Origin of the sequence: Streptomyces sp. NPDC002209, assembly GCF_042890265.1 — a bacterium.
In the GTDB taxonomy this organism is placed as follows: Bacteria; Actinomycetota; Actinomycetes; order Streptomycetales; family Streptomycetaceae; genus Streptomyces.
This window is the reverse complement of the sequence record NZ_JBIARX010000011.1, coordinates 50,882-66,012: the sequence shown is the minus strand read 5'-3', so window position 1 is coordinate 66,012 and position 15,131 is coordinate 50,882. Positions and strand designations below refer to the sequence as shown.

The following is a 15,131-nucleotide window of genomic DNA, read 5'->3' as shown; positions in this document are numbered from 1 at the left end:
ACGGCTGACTCACGGCTCACGATCCGGCGTTGACGTTGGCGAGGACGGCGGTGGCGATCGCCAGGACCACGGCGCCGGCGAGCAGGGCGCTCAGGTAGCTCTGCACGTTGCCGGTCTGGGCCCGGCGCACGAGGCTGCCGAGCAGCCGGGGGCCGGCGCCCGCGCCGCGGACGTACGTGTCCACGACCTCGCGGTCGAGGAAGCGGACGAGGCTCGCGGCGGCGCGCACGGGGCGGACGAACAGCCGGTCGTAGACGGCGTCGAGGTGGAAGCCGTCGGCCGCGTGGCGGTGCAGCGGGCCGAGCAGCGCCCGGCCGGGGTCGGGGGCCGCTCCGGCCGGGACGGCGGGGTGGTCGTGGGTGACCTCGGCGACCTCGGGGGTCTCGGCGGCGGACTCCGCTGCGGCGGCGGACGCGGACGCGCCGGCTCCGTACCCGACGGCGGCGGCCTTGGCCGTGGCCCGCTGCCAGAGGGCGTAGGTCAGCACTGCGCCGACGGCGGCGGCTCCCGTGCCGAGGACCGAGGTGGTCAGGGACGGGGTGAGTGCGTTGCCGTCGAACCAGTCGGCGATCGGGCCCGCGGCGAGGCCGAAGCCGATCGTCGGGATCGCGAGCAGCCACAGCACGCCGGTCATGGCGACGGGCTCCTTGCCGTGGTCGGGGGCGGCGGCGCCCCGGCCGCGGAAGGCCATCAGCCACAGCCGGGTGGCGTAGGCGGCGGTGAGCAGGGCGGTCAGCACGCCGGCGACGAGCACGACCCAGCCGGCGGCGCTGGGAGCGGACTCCGAGTGCCCGCCGGCGGCGTGCTCGGCGGCGACGAGGACGGCTTCCTTGGAGAAGAAGCCGGCGAAGGGCGGGATCGCGGCGAGCGCGAGCAGCGCGATCGTCATGGTCCAGAAGGCGTCGGGGATGCGCTTGGCCAGGCCGTCCATCCGGGACATGGCGGCCAGGGAGTTCGTCCCGGCGGCGTGGATGATCACGCCCGCACCGAGGAACAGAAGCGCCTTGAAGGCGCCGTGGGAGAGGAGGTGGAAGATGGCGGCGCCGCGGTCGCCGACGGCCAGGGCCCCGAGCATGTAGCCGAGCTGCCCGACCGTGGAGTAGGCGAGCACGCGCTTGATGTCGTCCTGGGCCAGGGCGGCGAGGCCGGAACCGAGCATCGTGACGGCCGCCATGACGGCCATGACCACCAGTGCGGCCCGGGAGGCCGCGAAGACCGGGAGGAGGCGGGCGACGAAGTAGATACCGGCGGCGACCATCGTCGCGGCGTGGATCAGCGCGGAGACCGGGGTGGGGCCCGCCATGGCGTCCGGAAGCCAGGTGTGCAGCGGGAACTGCGCGGACTTGCCCGCGACGCCGGCGAGCAGGAGGAGCGCGATCAGCGTCGGGTGGTCGAGTCCGCCGGCGGCGACGGTGCCGAGGATCTTGGTGATCTCGAAGGAGCCGGCGTCGGCGGCGAGCGCGAACAGGCCGATCAGGAAGGGGACGTCGCCGAGCTTGGTGACGAGGAAGGCCTTGAGGGAGGCGGAGCGGGCCGCCTCGGTCTCCCAGTAGTGGCCGACGAGGAAGTACGAGCAGATGCCCATGATCTCCCAGCCGACCAGCAGCACCATCAGGTCGCCGGAGTAGACGACGAGCAGCATGGCGGAGGTGAACAGTGACACCAGAGCGGCATACGAGGGGTAGCGCGGGTCCTCGCGGAGGTACGCCGTCGAGTAGAGCTGTACGCAGGTGGCGACGACGCCGACCAGCACGGCGACCAGGGCGGCGAAGCCGTCCAGGTAGAGCGAGAGGTCGATCGGCACCGAGCCGGTCGGGGTCAGCTCCGTCGAGGCGACGATCGGCGTGCCGCCGCCCTGGCGGACGGCGACGAGCACGGCCAGTACGGCCGCGGCCAGCGCCGGCAGTACGGCGAGGGGCCGGACGAACCCGGGTGCGCTGCGGCCGAACAGCAGTCCCGCCACCGCGCCCAGGAAGGGCAGGAGCGGGACGAGGACCGCGAGGGTCGTGGTGCTCACGCGGTGACCTCGCTCTGGTTGTTCGGGGCGGGCTCGCGGCCCTCGGCGGTGTCGCGCAGCCGGTCGACGTCCGAGGTGCCGCGGTTGCGGTACACCATCAGCACGATGGCGAGGCCGATGCCGATCTCGGCGGCGGCGATGGCGATCGTGAAGAGGGTGAGGGCCTGGCCGGCGTGGAGGGTGTCGCGCAGCCAGACGTCGAAGGCCACCAGGTTGAGGTTGACGGCGTTGAGCATCAGCTCGACGGACATCAGGACCAGGATGGCGTTGCGGCGGGCGAGCACTCCGTACAGGCCCGTGCAGAAGAGGAGCGCCGCGAGCACGGCGGGATAGGCGAGGTGCATCAGCGCTGCTGCCCCTTCTTGTCGTCGGGCCCACCGGCGGCGGCGTCCCTGCGGGAGAGCACGATGGCGCCGATCAGGGCCGCGAGGAGGAGGACGGAGAGCGCTTCGAAGGGCAGTACCCAGTGCTGGAAGAGCATCTCGCCGGTCACCTGGGTGGAGCCCTGGGCGGGGCCGTCGAGATCGATCCAGGTGGTGCGGAACGCGTCGACGACGACCCAGACGAGCGCGGCGGCCGCGACGAGGGCGACGCCGAGGGCGACCCAGCGGTTGTTCGAGTCGGCGTCCGGGGAGCGGCCGATGGGGGCCTTGGTGAGCATCAGCCCGAAGAGGAGGAGGACGACCACGGAACCGAGGTAGATCAGGACCTGGACCCAGGCGATGAACTCGGCGGTCAGCAGCAGGTACTCGACGGCGATCCCGCCGAGCGCGACGACCAGCCAGAGGGCGGCGTGCACGAGCTGCTTGGTGGTGACCGTGATCGCGGCCGCGCCGAGGGTGGCGAGGCCGACCAGGACGAAGGCGATCTCCACACCGGTCGGGGAGAGGAACCCGTTGCCCGTCGCCGTGGCGGCCAGGGCGGTGGCTGCGGGGGTCACGCGTCTCCCTCCGGGGTGTTCGGGGCATCGGTCCCGGGCTCGGCGGGCTCGGCGGCAGCGGCGGCTGCCGCGGCGGCGGCCTCGGCCTTCTCCGCTGCCTTGCGGGCGGCGGCGATCTCCTTGGGCTCCTCGGCGGCCGGGTCCAGGGCGGGCGGTGCCGGGACGGTCCACATCCACTCGCGCAGCTTGTCGCGCTCGTGGGTGAGTTCGAGGATGTCCGTCTCCGCGTACTCGAACTCCGGCGACCAGAAGAGGGCGTCGAAGGGGCACACCTCGATGCAGATGCCGCAGTACATGCACAGGGAGAAGTCGATGGCGAACCGGTCGAGGACGTTGCGGCTGCGCTCGCGGCCGCCGGGGGCCGCAGCCGGGACCGTCTCCTTGTGGGAGTCGATGTAGATGCACCAGTCGGGGCACTCGCGGGCGCACAGCATGCAGACCGTGCAGTTCTCCTCGAACAGTCCGATGACCCCGCGGGTGCGGGGCGGGAGCTCGGGCTGCACCTCGGGGTACTGGGCGGTGTGCGCGCGCTTCGTCATGGTGCGCAGGGTGACGGCAAGGCCCTTGGCCAGGCCGGATCCGGGGATGGGCATCAGCTGATCGCCACCTTCACGATGCCGGTGAGCGCGATCTGGGCGAGCGCGAGCGGGATGAGTGTGGTCCAGGCGAGCTTCTGGAGCTGGTCCTCGCGCAGCCGCGGGTAGGTGACGCGGAGCCAGATCACGACGAAGGCGAGGACCGCGGTCTTGAGGAGGGTCCAGACCCAGCCGTCGGCGATCGGCCCGTGCCAGCCGCCGAGGAACAGGACGGTGGTGAGGGCGCAGAGGACGACGATGCCGGCGTACTCGGCGAGCAGGAACAGCGCGAAGCGCAGGCCGGTGTACTCGGTGTACGCGCCGAAGATGATCTCGGAGTCGGCGACGGGCATGTCGAAGGGGGGACGCTGGAGTTCGGCGAGGCCTGCGGTGAAGAAGACGAGCGCGCCGGTGATCTGCCAGGGCAGCCACCACCACTGGAAGGCGTCGACGATGCCGGGGAGGGACACGGTCCCTGCGGCCATGGCGACGGAGGCGGCGGCGAGCAGCATGGGGAGCTCGTACGCGAGGAGCTGCGCGGCGGTGCGCAGGCCTCCGAGCAGGGAGAACTTGTTGGCGGAGGCCCAGCCGGCCATCAGGCTGCCGAGGACGCCGACGCCCATGACGGCGAGCACGAAGAAGAGCCCGGCGTCGATGACCTGGCCGACCGCGCCTTCGCCCGGGCCGATGGGGACGGCGATGAGGACGAGGAGGTACGGGAGCAGGGCGACGGCGGGGGCGAGCTGGAAGATGCGGCGGTCGGCGCCCGCCGGGACGACGTCTTCCTTCTGCGCGAACTTCACGCCGTCGGCGACGAGCTGGGCCCAGCCGTGGAAGCCGCCCGCGTACATGGGGCCGAGGCGGCCCTGCATGTGCGCCATCACCTTGTGCTCGGTCTGCCCGACGACGAGCGGGAGCACGAGGAAGACGGCGAAGACGACGATGAGTCGCAGGGCGACGTCGAGGACGTCGTTCACGCGTCGCCTCCGTTGTCGGATTCGGATTCAGGGGTGTGGCCGGTCCCGTCCTCGGGCTCCGCGCCGGGTGCGGGTGCCTTCGGCTCGGGCTTCGCCTCGGGCTTCGGCTCGGGCTTCGGGCCCGGGTCGGCCGGGGATGCGGAGCCGGGCCGGGGCTCCGGTTCCTGTGCCGAGTCCTGGTCCGCGAAGGCGGGCTGGGGGTTGTGCCAGGGGGCGTCCGCGCTGCGGGGGGCCGGGCGCCTGCCCGGCGCCACCGTGCGGCCGGCGGCCGCCTGGCTCGCCGAGCCGTCGGCTGCCGACCGGGCGCGGCGCGCCGGACGCGCAGGAGCGTCGGCCTGCGGCGCGTCGGCGTCCCCGGCTTCCGGCTGTCCCGGGGGGACGGCCTGAGGCCCGGCGTCGGCTCCCGGGGCGACAAGCGGCGCTGCGGCCTCCGCGGGCGGGACGGCCTGGCTGGCCGAGCCGTCCGATGCCGTGCGGGTGCGCCGCGCCGGGCGCGGGGCCGCGGGCTGCGCCTCGGCCTCGGCCGGGGCGGCTGCCCCCGGCGCGGCCGGGGCGTCCGCTCCCGGGCGGGGGCGGCGGGTCGGGGCGCCCTCGCGGGGGGCGCGGGCGGTGCGGGCCGGGCGGGTGGGGGCCGGCGGGAGCTGGCCCTTGAGCGGGCCCCAGTCGTTGGGGTCGGGGACGCCCGGCGGGAGCATCTGGCGGCGCTTCGGGGCGTCGGGGTCGTGCGCCTCGCCCGGCTCCTTGGCGCCCGGCCAGGCCTTCGCGACGCGCGCGGCCAGGACGAAGTCCTTGCGCAGCGGGTGGCCCTCGAAGTTCTCCGGGAGGAGGAGGGGGACCAGGTGCGGGTGGTCCGAGAACGTCACCCCGAACATCTCGTACGTTTCGCGTTCGTGCCATTCCGCGCCCGCGTAGATCGCGACCGCGGACGGGAGGGAGGGCGCCGAGTGCGGGACCGTCGTACGCAGGAGCAGGCGGCGTACGCGGCGGTTCTCGAGGGACACGACGTGGGCGCAGATCCGGAAGCCGGTGCCCGGCTCGTCCACCGCGCTCAGCCAGTCGAAGTACGTGCAGCCCAGCTTGTCCCGGGCGATCTCGAGCGACGGGATCCAGCTGCCGACCGGCACGTCGACGGTCAGGACGTCGTACGCGTACTCGGCCACCGCCTCCGCGCCGAAGACGGTCGCGGCGGCGTCGGGGAGGGAGTCGTAGAGGTTCATGCGCCGGCCCCCGGTGCGGGCGGCGCGGTGACCAGGCCGCTGGTGAGCTGTGCGACCGACGGCCCCGCCGCATAGCGGTCCGCCAGCGATTCCCGAGCGATCTTCTCCTGGAGCTTGAGGATGCCCTGCAGCAGCGCCTCCGGGCGCGGCGGGCAGCCGGGGACGTAGACGTCGACCGGGATGATCTGGTCGACGCCCTTCGTCACCGCGTAGGAGTCCCAGTACGGCCCGCCGCAGTTGGAGCAGGCGCCGAAGGAGATGACGTACTTCGGCTCCGGCATCTGCTCGTAGAGCCGCTTGACGGCCGGGGCCATCTTGTCCGTCACCGTGCCGGAGACGATCATCAGGTCCGCCTGGCGCGGGCCGGGCGCGAAGGGGATGACGCCCAGCCGGATGAAGTCGTGCCGGGCCATCGACGCGGCGATGAACTCGATCGCGCAGCAGGCGAGGCCGAAGTTGAAGACCCACAGGCTGTAGCGGCGGCCCCAGTTCAGGACCACCTTCATGGGCTCCGGGGCGAGGCGGGAGAGGACTCCCAGCCTCTTGGGCTCCGGGAGCAGCTGGGGCTCGGCCGGCGTCACGGCCGGTGTCACGTCCATTCGAGGACGCCCTTCTTGTACGCGTAGAGCAGGCCGACGGCCAGGAAGCCCAGGAAGATGAACATCTCCACGAGCGTCGTGGCGCCGTAACCGGCGGCGGCGAACACCGTCGCCCACGGGAAGAGGAAGATCGAGTCGACGGCGAAGATGACGTAGAGGAACGCGTAGACGTAGTAGCGGACCTGGGTGTGTGCCCAGCCCTCGCCGACGGGGTCCACACCGCACTCGTACGTCAGCAGCTTCTCAGGGGTCGGGACGACCGGTCTCAGCAGGCGGCCCGCGCCGAACGCGACGGCCACGAAGAGCACACCGAGGACGGCCAGCAGGCCGACGACCGAATAACTCCGGAAATAGTCTGCTGCGAGCACGATTACGGTCGATACCGTTGGGTCGGGCACGTCCGTTCCTCGCTCCTTGGCCACTGTCGACGATCTGGTACGGACGGGAGTCTAGGGCCTGGTCCACACAGGGTGGGGTTATCCCCCGTTTACTGCGGCCCGGCTGCCCCATGGCACCCGCGGGGCGATATTGGCAGGCTGGGGCGCATGACCGCGCGCATTCAAGTCTCCCACCAGGGTCCCGACAACGACCGGCCTCCTCGCGTACGCCCGGCCCTGGGGGCCGTGGCGTGGAAAGAGACCGTCCATCTGTTGAGCAATCTTCCGCTCGCCCTCGTCGGGTTCGTCTACACCGTGACCATGGTGGCGACCGCGGGCGGCCTGTCCGTGACCGCGATCGGTCTTCCGCTGCTCGCCGGCGGTCTGCTCCTGTCCCGCCAGCTGGGACGGCTGGAGCGGGCGAGGGCGCGCACGCTGCTCGGCGTACGGGTCGAGGAACCCACTCCGCTGCCGGGGCCGCGGCGGGCCGGCGGGTTCTTCCCCTGGCTGTGGGCGGGCGTGAAGGACCCGGTGGCCTGGCGGACCGTGCTGTACGAGCTGGTGCGGCTGCCGTGGGGGGTGCTGACCTTCGCGGTGGCGCTGGTCGGCCTGCTGGTGCTGTGGCCGGTGCTGCCGTACGTGGTGCGCTGGCTGTCGAACGTGGACCGGCTGATGGTACGGGGGCTGCTGTCGCCCTCGGACGAGCTGGAGCGGCGGATCGCGGAGCTGGAGTCGGACCGGGGGGTGGTCGTCGACACGGCGGCGGCCGACCTGCGGCGCATCGAGCGGGATCTGCACGACGGCGCGCAGGCGCGGCTGGTGGCGCTGGCGATGGGGCTGGGCCTGGCCAAGGAGAAGCTGCTGGAGGATCCCGAAGGGGCGGCGGCGATGGTGGACGAGGCGCACGGGGAGGTGAAGCTGGCGCTGCAGGAGCTGCGGGACCTGGCGCGGGGGATCCACCCGGCGGTGTTGACGGACCGGGGACTGGATGCGGCGCTGTCCTCGGTGGCTTCGCGGTGCGTGGTGCCGGTGAAGGTGGCGGTGGATCTGCCGGAGCGGCCTGCGGCCGCGATCGAGGGGATCGCGTACTTCACGGTGTCGGAGCTGCTGCAGAACGTGAGCAAGCATGCGGGGGCGCGGAGCGCGAGCGTGGAGGTGTGGCGGACCTCCGGGACCGCTTCGGGGCGGTTGCTGATCCGGGTTTCGGATGACGGGCGGGGCGGGGCCGATGAGGTGGGGGGCTCGGGGCTGGCGGGGCTGGCGGAGCGGCTCCGGGCCGTGGACGGGGTGTTCGTCGTCGACTCCCCCGAGGGGGAGGGGACGGTGGTGACGGCGGAGCTGCCGTGGCGCGGGCGCGGCTGATTCCGCCGACCGCGGCCTTTTGACCGGGACTCCCGTCCGAGGTGTGGGCGGGGGTCCCGCTCGTTCACGTCGCCCCCGTCTTCGGGGGTGGGCCTTGGGGGGCCGGGTCCGGTGGCGCCGGCTCGGAGGGGGTGGGGTTATCCCCACCCTGGGGACGCCTACCCGCCCGATGGTTCGGGAGGCTCCCGGGCGGGAGGGTTGGGGGTGGTTGCGGAAAGTGTCGAGAGGGCGGGTTGGACATGGGTTTCGGGCGTGCGTTGCGGGCTCCTCTCGAGGGGCGGACCTGGCGGGAGTTCGGGTACCTGATGCTCGGACTGCCACTGAGCGTGCTGTACTTCTCGCTCGCGATCACCGGCGTCAGTCTCGGCGCCGGGCTGCTCGTCACCTTCCTCGGGGTCCCGGTCCTCGCCGGGGTGCTCGCCATGTGCCGCGGGTTCGGGCGGGTCGAGCGGGCCCGGGTGCGCGGCCTGCTCGGGGTCGACATCGCCGAGCCCGCGCCCGTCCGCGCCGGGAAGCGGGGTCCGCTCGCCGCGATGGGCGCGATGCTCAAGAGCGGCAGCGCCTGGCGGCACGCGCTGTACGCGGTGATCCACCTCCCGTGGGCGCTCTTCGCCTTCACCGTGGCACTGGTGTTCTGGGCGTACGGATGGGCCTTCCTCCTGTACCCGCTGTGGTTCTGGGTCTTCCCGGCCTACACCGACTGGCCGGGGCTGCAGCTGTTCCAGAACGACGGCTACACCATGTACCTGGACACGCCGCTCGACATCGCCCTGACCTGCCTGGTCGGGCTCGGGCTCACCCTGGTCACGCCCTGGGTGGTGCGGGCCCTCACCACCGTCGACCGCGTCCTCGTCGGCGGGCTGCTCGGGCCGTCGCGCCTCGACCACCGCGTCACGGAGCTGGAGTCGGACCGCGGGGTCGTGGTCGACACCGCCGCCGCCGACCTGCGGCGCATCGAGCGGGACCTGCACGACGGCGCGCAGGCCCGCCTCGTGGCACTGGCCATGGACCTGGGGCTGGCGAAGGAGAAGCTCGCCGAGGACCCCCGCGCCGCCGCCCGCATGGTGGACGAGGCGCACGGGGAGGTGAAGATCGCCCTCCAGGAGCTGCGCGACCTGGCCCGCGGGATCCACCCGGCCGTGCTGACGGACCGCGGCCTGGACGCCGCCCTGTCCTCCGTGGCCTCCCGGTGCGCGGTGCCGGTGCGGGTGTCCGTGGACCTGCCGGACCGGCCCGCCTCCGCCGTGGAGGGGATCGCGTACTTCACCGTCTCGGAGCTGCTGCAGAACATCAGCAAGCACTCCGGGGCCCGTACCGCGGGTGTGGACGTGTGGAGGTCCGGGGACCGGCTGCTGATCCAGGTCGCGGACGACGGGCGCGGCGGGGCGAGCACCGGCGCCGCGGGCACCGGGCTGGCGGGGCTGGCCGAGCGGCTGGACGCCGTGGACGGGGTGCTGGTCGTGGACTCGCCGGCCGGCAGCGGGACCACCGTCACCGCCGAGCTCCCCTGGCGTACCAGGTAGATCGCGGACAAACCCCCTCGGCACCGCGACTTCCGCTCCCGCGGCCACGCGTTGATCCGGTCTCGCCTACATCCGTCCTCGAGGCTGGGATGCTTGGCTGAGTCAGGGACATCGGGGAACGTGTGAACGCGGGAGCTGCTGGATCGTGGAAGACAGGGTACGGGTGGTCATCGCCGAGGATTCAGTGCTGCTGCGCGAGGGCCTGACCCGGTTGCTGACCGACCGGGGGCATGACGTCGTGGCCGGCGTCGGGGACGCGGAAGCCCTGATCAAGACGGTGGCGGAGCTGGCGGCCGAGGACGCGTTGCCGGATGTGGTGGTGGCCGACGTACGGATGCCGCCGACGCACACCGACGAAGGCGTACGGGCCGCCGTACGGCTGCGCCGGGAGCATCCCGGGATAGGCGTGCTCGTGCTGTCGCAGTACGTGGAGGAGCAGTACGCCACCGAACTGCTGGCCGGTTCCAGTACCGGGGTGGGGTACCTGCTCAAGGACCGCGTGGCCGACGTACGGGAATTCCTGGACGCCGTCGTACGCGTGGCCCGGGGCGGCACCGCCCTGGACCCCGAGGTGGTCGCCCAGCTGCTCGGGCGCAGCCGGAAGCAGGACGTGCTGGCCGGGCTGACCCCGCGCGAGCGCGAGGTGCTGGGCCTGATGGCCGAGGGCCGCACCAATTCGGCGGTGGCCAAGCAGCTCGTGGTCAGCGACGGAGCGGTGGAGAAGCACGTCAGCAACATCTTCATGAAGCTCGGACTGTCCCCGAGCGACGGGGACCACCGGCGAGTCCTGGCCGTCCTCACCTACCTGCGGTCCTGATCGGAACACCACCTGACCGAAACACGGGGGCATTGATCAAAACCTTGATCAACTGACACTCTGTCAGGTACGGCGATACCGCACCTGGCCGCAGGGAGCTCGCACTATTTCTGCACGGCACGCAATCTCGGAATCTCTCGGAATTCCGCGGAATCCCGCGGAATTCTCTCGACAGACCGCCGCAGACGACGGTCCAGAATACGAGCGTCCCCCGAGGAGGCCACTCCTACCGACGTAGGGTTGACCTTGGGAGCGGGAACGCCAAGCCTCGAAGGAGGTCCAGTTCAGTGACCAGCCAGGTCAGTAGCCCAGCCGAACAGGCCGACGGGGCCGAAGGGGCTGTAGTCGGCGAACAACGGACAGCCCCGGGCCCGAGCGGCAAGGAAGTACGCCGCCTCGACCGGGTGATCATCCGGTTCGCAGGTGACTCGGGTGACGGTATGCAGCTCACCGGTGACCGGTTCACCTCGGAGACGGCTTCCTTCGGGAACGACCTCTCCACGCTGCCGAACTTCCCGGCCGAGATCCGCGCCCCTGCCGGCACCCTGCCGGGTGTCTCCTCGTTCCAGCTGCATTTCGCCGATCACGACATCCTCACGCCGGGCGACGCCCCGAACGTGCTGGTGGCGATGAATCCGGCGGCGCTGAAGGCGAACATCGCAGACGTCCCGCGCGGCGCCGAGATCATCATCAACACCGATGAATTCACGAAGCGCCCGATGGCCAAGGTGGGCTACGAGACCTCACCGCTGGAAGACGGCTCGCTGGGCGCCTACAACATCCACCCGGTGCCGCTGACGACCCTCACGGTCGAGGCACTGAAGGACTTCGGGCTCTCCCGCAAGGAGGCCGAGCGCAGCAAGAACATGTTCGCGCTGGGCCTGCTGTCCTGGATGTACCACCGGCCCACCGAGGGCACGGAGCACTTCCTGCGGCAGAAGTTCGCGAAGAAGCCCGACATCGCCGAGGCGAACGTGGCCGCCTTCCGGGCCGGCTGGAACTTCGGCGAGACGACGGAGGACTTCGCCGTCTCCTACGAGGTGGCACCGGCGACGCGGGCCTTCCCGACCGGCACCTACCGCAACATCTCCGGGAACCTGGCCCTCGCCTACGGGCTGATCGCGGCGGGCCGGCAGGCCGACCTGCCGCTCTACCTGGGCTCGTACCCGATCACCCCGGCCTCGGACATCCTGCACGAGCTGAGCAAGCACAAGAACTTCGGCGTGCGCACGTTCCAGGCCGAGGACGAGATCGCCGGCATCGGCGCGGCGCTCGGCGCGGCCTTCGGCGGCGCCCTCGGCGTGACCACCACCTCCGGCCCCGGCGTCGCGCTCAAGTCCGAGACGATCGGGCTCGCGGTCTCGCTCGAGCTGCCGCTGCTCATCGTGGACATCCAGCGCGGCGGCCCCTCCACGGGCCTGCCGACCAAGACCGAGCAGGCCGACCTGCTCCAGGCCATGTACGGGCGCAACGGCGAGGCCCCGGTGCCGATCGTGGCCCCGAAGACCCCGGCGGACTGCTTCGACGCGGCCCTGGACGCGGCGCGGATCGCGCTGACGTACCGGACGCCGGTGTTCCTGCTGTCCGACGGGTACCTCGCGAACGGCTCCGAGCCCTGGCGGATCCCGGACATCGCGGACCTCCCGGACCTGAAGACGCCCTTCGCGACGAGCCCGAACCAGCAGCTCGCGGACGGCACCGAGGTCTTCTGGCCGTACAAGCGCGACCCGCAGACGCTGGCCCGCCCGTGGGCGGTCCCCGGCACGCCGGGCCTGGAGCACCGGATCGGCGGCATCGAGAAGCAGGACGGCACGGGCAACATCTCGTACGACCCGGCCAACCACGACTTCATGGTCCGCACCCGCCAGGCGAAGATCGACGGCATCGAGGTCCCCGGCCTCGAGGTCGACGACCCCGACCAGGCCCGCACCCTCGTCATCGGCTGGGGCTCCACCTACGGCCCGATCACCGCCGCCGTCCGCCGGCTGCGCAACGCCGGGACCCCGGTCGCACAGGCGCACCTGCGCCATCTCAACCCCTTCCCGAGGAATCTCGGAGAGGTCCTGAAGCGTTACGACAAGGTAGTGGTGCCGGAGATGAACCTCGGGCAGCTCGCCACCCTGATCCGGGCGAAGTACCTGGTGGACGCCCAGTCGTACACCCAGGTCAACGGAATGCCGTTCAAGGCTGAGCAGCTCGCGAAGGTTCTCGAGGAGGCCATCAATGACTGAGGTGACCGACGCCCCCCACCTGCTCTCGCTGGTCCCCAAGGCCGAGGCCAAGCAGTCCATGAAGGACTTCAAGTCGGACCAGGAGGTCCGCTGGTGCCCCGGCTGCGGCGACTACGCGGTGCTCGCGGCCGTCCAGGGCTTCATGCCCGAGCTCGGACTGGCGAAGGAGAACATCGTCTTCGTCTCCGGGATCGGCTGCTCGTCCCGTTTCCCGTACTACATGAACACGTACGGAATGCACTCCATCCACGGCCGCGCCCCGGCGATCGCCACGGGCCTGGCCACCTCGCGCCGCGACCTGTCGGTGTGGGTGGTCACGGGTGACGGCGATGCGCTCTCCATCGGCGGAAACCACCTGATCCACGCGCTGCGCCGCAACGTCAACCTCAAGATCCTGCTCTTCAACAACCGGATCTACGGACTGACCAAGGGCCAGTACTCGCCGACCTCCGAGGTCGGCAAGATCACCAAGTCCACGCCGATGGGCTCGCTGGACGCCCCCTTCAACCCGGTGTCCCTCGCGCTCGGCGCCGAGGCCTCCTTCGTGGCCCGGACCGTCGACTCCGACCGCAAGCACCTCACCGAGGTGCTCCGGGCGGCCGCGGACCACCAGGGCACGGCGCTGGTGGAGATCTACCAGAACTGCAACATCTTCAACGACGGTGCTTTCGAGGTCCTCAAGGACAGCACGCAGGCGCAGGAGGCGGTGATCCGGCTGGAGCACGGGCAGCCGATCCGCTTCGGCGTCGACGGGCACAAGGGCGTCGTGCGCAACCAGGCCACCGGGGAGCTGGAGGTCGTCGCGGTGACCCCGGAGAACGAGTCCCGGATCCTGGTCCACGACGCGCACACCGCCGGCCCGACGACCGCGTTCGCGCTGTCCCGGCTGGCCGACCCCGACACCCTGCACCAGACGCCCATCGGGGTGTTCCGCAGCGTGGAGCGGCCGGTCTACGACACGCTGATGGCCGAGCAGCTCGAGACGGCCGTCGACAACAAGGGCAAGGGCGACCTCAGCACCCTGCTCACCGGCAACGACACGTGGACGGTCGTCGGCTGACCCCTGCGACGCGTCCCCCGTACGCCCGTACCGGCGTACGACCCGAGCCGGCCCGGCCCGGAGTTCCTGCTTCAGGAGCTCCGGGCTTCGTCGTACGCGGCGCGGGCCGCCTGGACGTCGGCCGTGCGCCGCTCGGTCCACCGGGCGAGGGCCCAGACCTGCTCGGCGGCCTCGCGCCCCAGCTCGGTGAGCGAGTAGTCCACCCGCGGCGGGATCACGGGCTTGGCGTCGCGCAGCAGGAATCCGTCGCGCTCCAGCGTCTGCAGGGTCTGGGCCAGCATCTTCTCGCTGACGCCGCCCACCTCCCGGCGCAGTTCGCTGAACCGGTACGAGCGCTCGACGAGGGCGGCCAGGACCAGTACGCCCCAGCGGCTGGTGACGTGCTCCAGCACTCCGCGGGACGGGCACATCGGGGGCTTGCCGCTTACCTTCATACCAGTACCTTACTTTGAAGTGGGTACTTACGAAAGGTTAGCGCTTCCTTTTACGGTGGTGTCACACCCCAACGCAAGGCCCCAACGCAAGGAGCGCACCCCATGAGCATCGTCGTCACCGGAGCCACCGGAGCCCTCGGCCGCCTCGTCGTCGAGGAGCTGCTGACCCGGGTCCCCGCCGAGCGCGTCGCCGTCGTCGTCCGCAGCAAGGAGAAGGCCGCCGACCTGGCCGAGCGCGGCGTGGAGGTCCGCGTCGCGGACTACGACGCCCCCGAGACCCTGGCCGCCGCCTTCCGCTCCGGCGACCGCGTCCTGCTGATCTCCGGCAACGAGGTCGGCCGCCGGGTGCCGCAGCACACCGCGGTGATCGAGGCCGCGCAGGCCGCCGGCGTCGCCCAGCTCGCGTACACCGGGATCCTCGGCGGCCCCGAGGCCGACTTCGACCTGGCCGCCGAGCACAAGGTCACCGAGCAGGCGATCCTCGACTCCGGCCTCCCCCACACCTTCCTGCGCAACGGCTGGTACCACGAGAACTACACGCACCACCTCGCCACCGTCCTGGAGCACGGCGCGGTGGTGGGCAGCGCGGGCGAGGGCCGGATCGCCTCCGCCGCGCGGGCGGACTACGCCGCCGCGGCGGCCGCCGTGCTGACCGGCGAGGGCCACCTGAACCGGGTGTACGAGCTCTCCGGCGACACCGCGTGGAGCCTGGCGGAGTACGCGGCCGAGATCGCGGCCCAGTCCGGCAAGGAGGTCGCGTACACCGAGGTCCCGGCCGACGCGCACCTGTCGATCCTGACCGGCGCCGGGGTCCCCGAGGGCTTCGCGGCGATCCTCGTCGACGTGGACGCGGCGATCTCCCGCGGCCGGCTGGCCCACACCGGCGGGGACCTGTCCCGGCTCATCGGCCGTCCGACGACCCCGGTGGCCCACGCGATCAGCTCCGCCCTGGCCTGAGCCGGGACCGGCCGCGGCGCGGGCCCGCGCGGCCCCGGCCGCACA

At 71.9% G+C, this 15,131-nt stretch carries 15 protein-coding genes; 6 read left to right on the top strand and 9 right to left on the bottom strand.

Translation table 11 applies throughout. The features are described 5' to 3' along the window. Nucleotides 1-16: 16 nt before the first annotated feature. From ACFYXK_RS22200 to ACFYXK_RS22165, 8 genes are read right to left on the bottom strand one after another with little or no spacing between them, the layout of a single operon-like run. Nucleotides 17-2,017 (bottom strand): NADH-quinone oxidoreductase subunit L, encoded by a 2,001-nt coding sequence (locus ACFYXK_RS22200; protein WP_389412698.1) that lies wholly within the window; start codon nt 2,015-2,017, stop codon nt 17-19. After that, nucleotides 2,014-2,361: an NADH-quinone oxidoreductase subunit NuoK gene (nuoK, locus tag ACFYXK_RS22195; RefSeq protein ID WP_389412697.1), complete on the bottom strand. Its 348-nt coding sequence runs from the start codon at nt 2,359-2,361 to the stop codon at nt 2,014-2,016. The genes ACFYXK_RS22200 and nuoK overlap by 4 nt, the downstream gene beginning before the upstream one ends. Beyond that, a complete protein-coding gene (locus ACFYXK_RS22190) occupies nt 2,361-2,957 on the bottom strand; it encodes an NADH-quinone oxidoreductase subunit J (RefSeq protein WP_389412696.1) in 597 nt (198 codons plus the stop codon). The genes nuoK and ACFYXK_RS22190 overlap by 1 nt, the downstream gene beginning before the upstream one ends. Then, the gene (locus tag ACFYXK_RS22185; RefSeq protein ID WP_389412695.1) at nt 2,954-3,550 is read right to left on the bottom strand and encodes a NuoI/complex I 23 kDa subunit family protein; all 597 of its coding nucleotides are present in this window, start codon (nt 3,548-3,550) and stop codon (nt 2,954-2,956) included. The genes ACFYXK_RS22190 and ACFYXK_RS22185 overlap by 4 nt, the downstream gene beginning before the upstream one ends. Beyond that, a complete protein-coding gene (locus tag ACFYXK_RS22180; RefSeq protein WP_383514247.1) occupies nt 3,550-4,509 on the bottom strand; it encodes an NADH-quinone oxidoreductase subunit H in 960 nt (319 codons plus the stop codon). The genes ACFYXK_RS22185 and ACFYXK_RS22180 overlap by 1 nt, the downstream gene beginning before the upstream one ends. After that, nucleotides 4,506-5,726, bottom strand: coding sequence for an NADH-quinone oxidoreductase subunit C (locus ACFYXK_RS22175; protein ID WP_389412694.1), 1,221 nt, complete (start codon nt 5,724-5,726; stop codon nt 4,506-4,508). The genes ACFYXK_RS22180 and ACFYXK_RS22175 overlap by 4 nt, the downstream gene beginning before the upstream one ends. Then, nucleotides 5,723-6,325, bottom strand: coding sequence for an NADH-quinone oxidoreductase subunit B (locus ACFYXK_RS22170; protein WP_389412693.1), 603 nt, complete (start codon nt 6,323-6,325; stop codon nt 5,723-5,725). The genes ACFYXK_RS22175 and ACFYXK_RS22170 overlap by 4 nt, the downstream gene beginning before the upstream one ends. Further along, nucleotides 6,316-6,723 carry an NADH-quinone oxidoreductase subunit A gene (locus ACFYXK_RS22165; protein ID WP_389412692.1) on the bottom strand — a complete coding sequence of 136 codons (408 nt, stop codon included), beginning with the start codon at nt 6,721-6,723 and terminating at the stop codon, nt 6,316-6,318. Before ACFYXK_RS22165 ends, ACFYXK_RS22170 begins: the two co-directional genes overlap by 10 nt. A 147-nt stretch (nt 6,724-6,870) precedes the next feature. Here ACFYXK_RS22165 and ACFYXK_RS22160 point away from each other — a divergent pair, with 147 nt between their 5' ends. The 5 genes from ACFYXK_RS22160 (at nt 6,871) to ACFYXK_RS22140 (ending at nt 13,695) form a co-directional block, all read left to right on the top strand. Further along, nucleotides 6,871-8,064 (top strand): sensor histidine kinase, encoded by a 1,194-nt coding sequence (locus ACFYXK_RS22160; RefSeq protein WP_389412691.1) that lies wholly within the window; start codon nt 6,871-6,873, stop codon nt 8,062-8,064. Nucleotides 8,065-8,303: 239 nt separating this feature from the next. Then, nucleotides 8,304-9,587, top strand: coding sequence for a sensor histidine kinase (locus tag ACFYXK_RS22155; protein WP_389412690.1), 1,284 nt, complete (start codon nt 8,304-8,306; stop codon nt 9,585-9,587). Nucleotides 9,588-9,732: 145 nt separating this feature from the next. Next, a complete protein-coding gene (locus tag ACFYXK_RS22150) occupies nt 9,733-10,404 on the top strand; it encodes a response regulator transcription factor (protein WP_078622395.1) in 672 nt (223 codons plus the stop codon). A 287-nt stretch (nt 10,405-10,691) separates the two neighbouring features. Then, the gene (locus ACFYXK_RS22145; protein ID WP_389412689.1) at nt 10,692-12,635 is read left to right on the top strand and encodes a 2-oxoacid:acceptor oxidoreductase subunit alpha; all 1,944 of its coding nucleotides are present in this window, start codon (nt 10,692-10,694) and stop codon (nt 12,633-12,635) included. Beyond that, entirely contained in the window at nt 12,628-13,695 is a 1,068-nt protein-coding gene (locus ACFYXK_RS22140; RefSeq protein ID WP_389412688.1) for a 2-oxoacid:ferredoxin oxidoreductase subunit beta, read from the top strand. The genes ACFYXK_RS22145 and ACFYXK_RS22140 overlap by 8 nt, the downstream gene beginning before the upstream one ends. A gap of 71 nt (nt 13,696-13,766) precedes the next feature. Here the strand turns inward: ACFYXK_RS22140 and ACFYXK_RS22135 are convergent, their stop codons facing one another. Then, the gene (locus tag ACFYXK_RS22135; RefSeq protein WP_389412687.1) at nt 13,767-14,129 is read right to left on the bottom strand and encodes a winged helix-turn-helix transcriptional regulator; all 363 of its coding nucleotides are present in this window, start codon (nt 14,127-14,129) and stop codon (nt 13,767-13,769) included. A gap of 102 nt (nt 14,130-14,231) precedes the next feature. Here ACFYXK_RS22135 and ACFYXK_RS22130 point away from each other — a divergent pair, with 102 nt between their 5' ends. Continuing rightward, nucleotides 14,232-15,086, top strand: a complete 855-nt coding sequence (locus ACFYXK_RS22130; RefSeq protein ID WP_389412686.1) for an SDR family oxidoreductase — start codon at nt 14,232-14,234, stop codon at nt 15,084-15,086. Nucleotides 15,087-15,131: the final 45 nt, after the last annotated feature.

Bases quoted from the DNA above. Each gene is read 5' to 3' on its own strand.
- ACFYXK_RS22160 (WP_389412691.1), top strand. From the start codon at position 6,871: ATGACCGCGCGCATTCAAGTCTCCCACCAGGGTCCCGACAACGACCGG.
- nuoK (WP_389412697.1), bottom strand. From the start codon at position 2,361: ATGCACCTCGCCTATCCCGCCGTGCTCGCGGCGCTCCTCTTCTGCACG.
- ACFYXK_RS22140 (WP_389412688.1), top strand. From the start codon at position 12,628: ATGACTGAGGTGACCGACGCCCCCCACCTGCTCTCGCTGGTCCCCAAG.
- ACFYXK_RS22135 (WP_389412687.1), bottom strand. From the start codon at position 14,129: ATGAAGGTAAGCGGCAAGCCCCCGATGTGCCCGTCCCGCGGAGTGCTG.
- ACFYXK_RS22185 (WP_389412695.1), bottom strand. From the start codon at position 3,550: ATGCCCATCCCCGGATCCGGCCTGGCCAAGGGCCTTGCCGTCACCCTG.
- ACFYXK_RS22155 (WP_389412690.1), top strand. From the start codon at position 8,304: ATGGGTTTCGGGCGTGCGTTGCGGGCTCCTCTCGAGGGGCGGACCTGG.
- ACFYXK_RS22175 (WP_389412694.1), bottom strand. From the start codon at position 5,726: ATGAACCTCTACGACTCCCTCCCCGACGCCGCCGCGACCGTCTTCGGC.
- ACFYXK_RS22170 (WP_389412693.1), bottom strand. From the start codon at position 6,325: ATGGACGTGACACCGGCCGTGACGCCGGCCGAGCCCCAGCTGCTCCCG.
- ACFYXK_RS22130 (WP_389412686.1), top strand. From the start codon at position 14,232: ATGAGCATCGTCGTCACCGGAGCCACCGGAGCCCTCGGCCGCCTCGTC.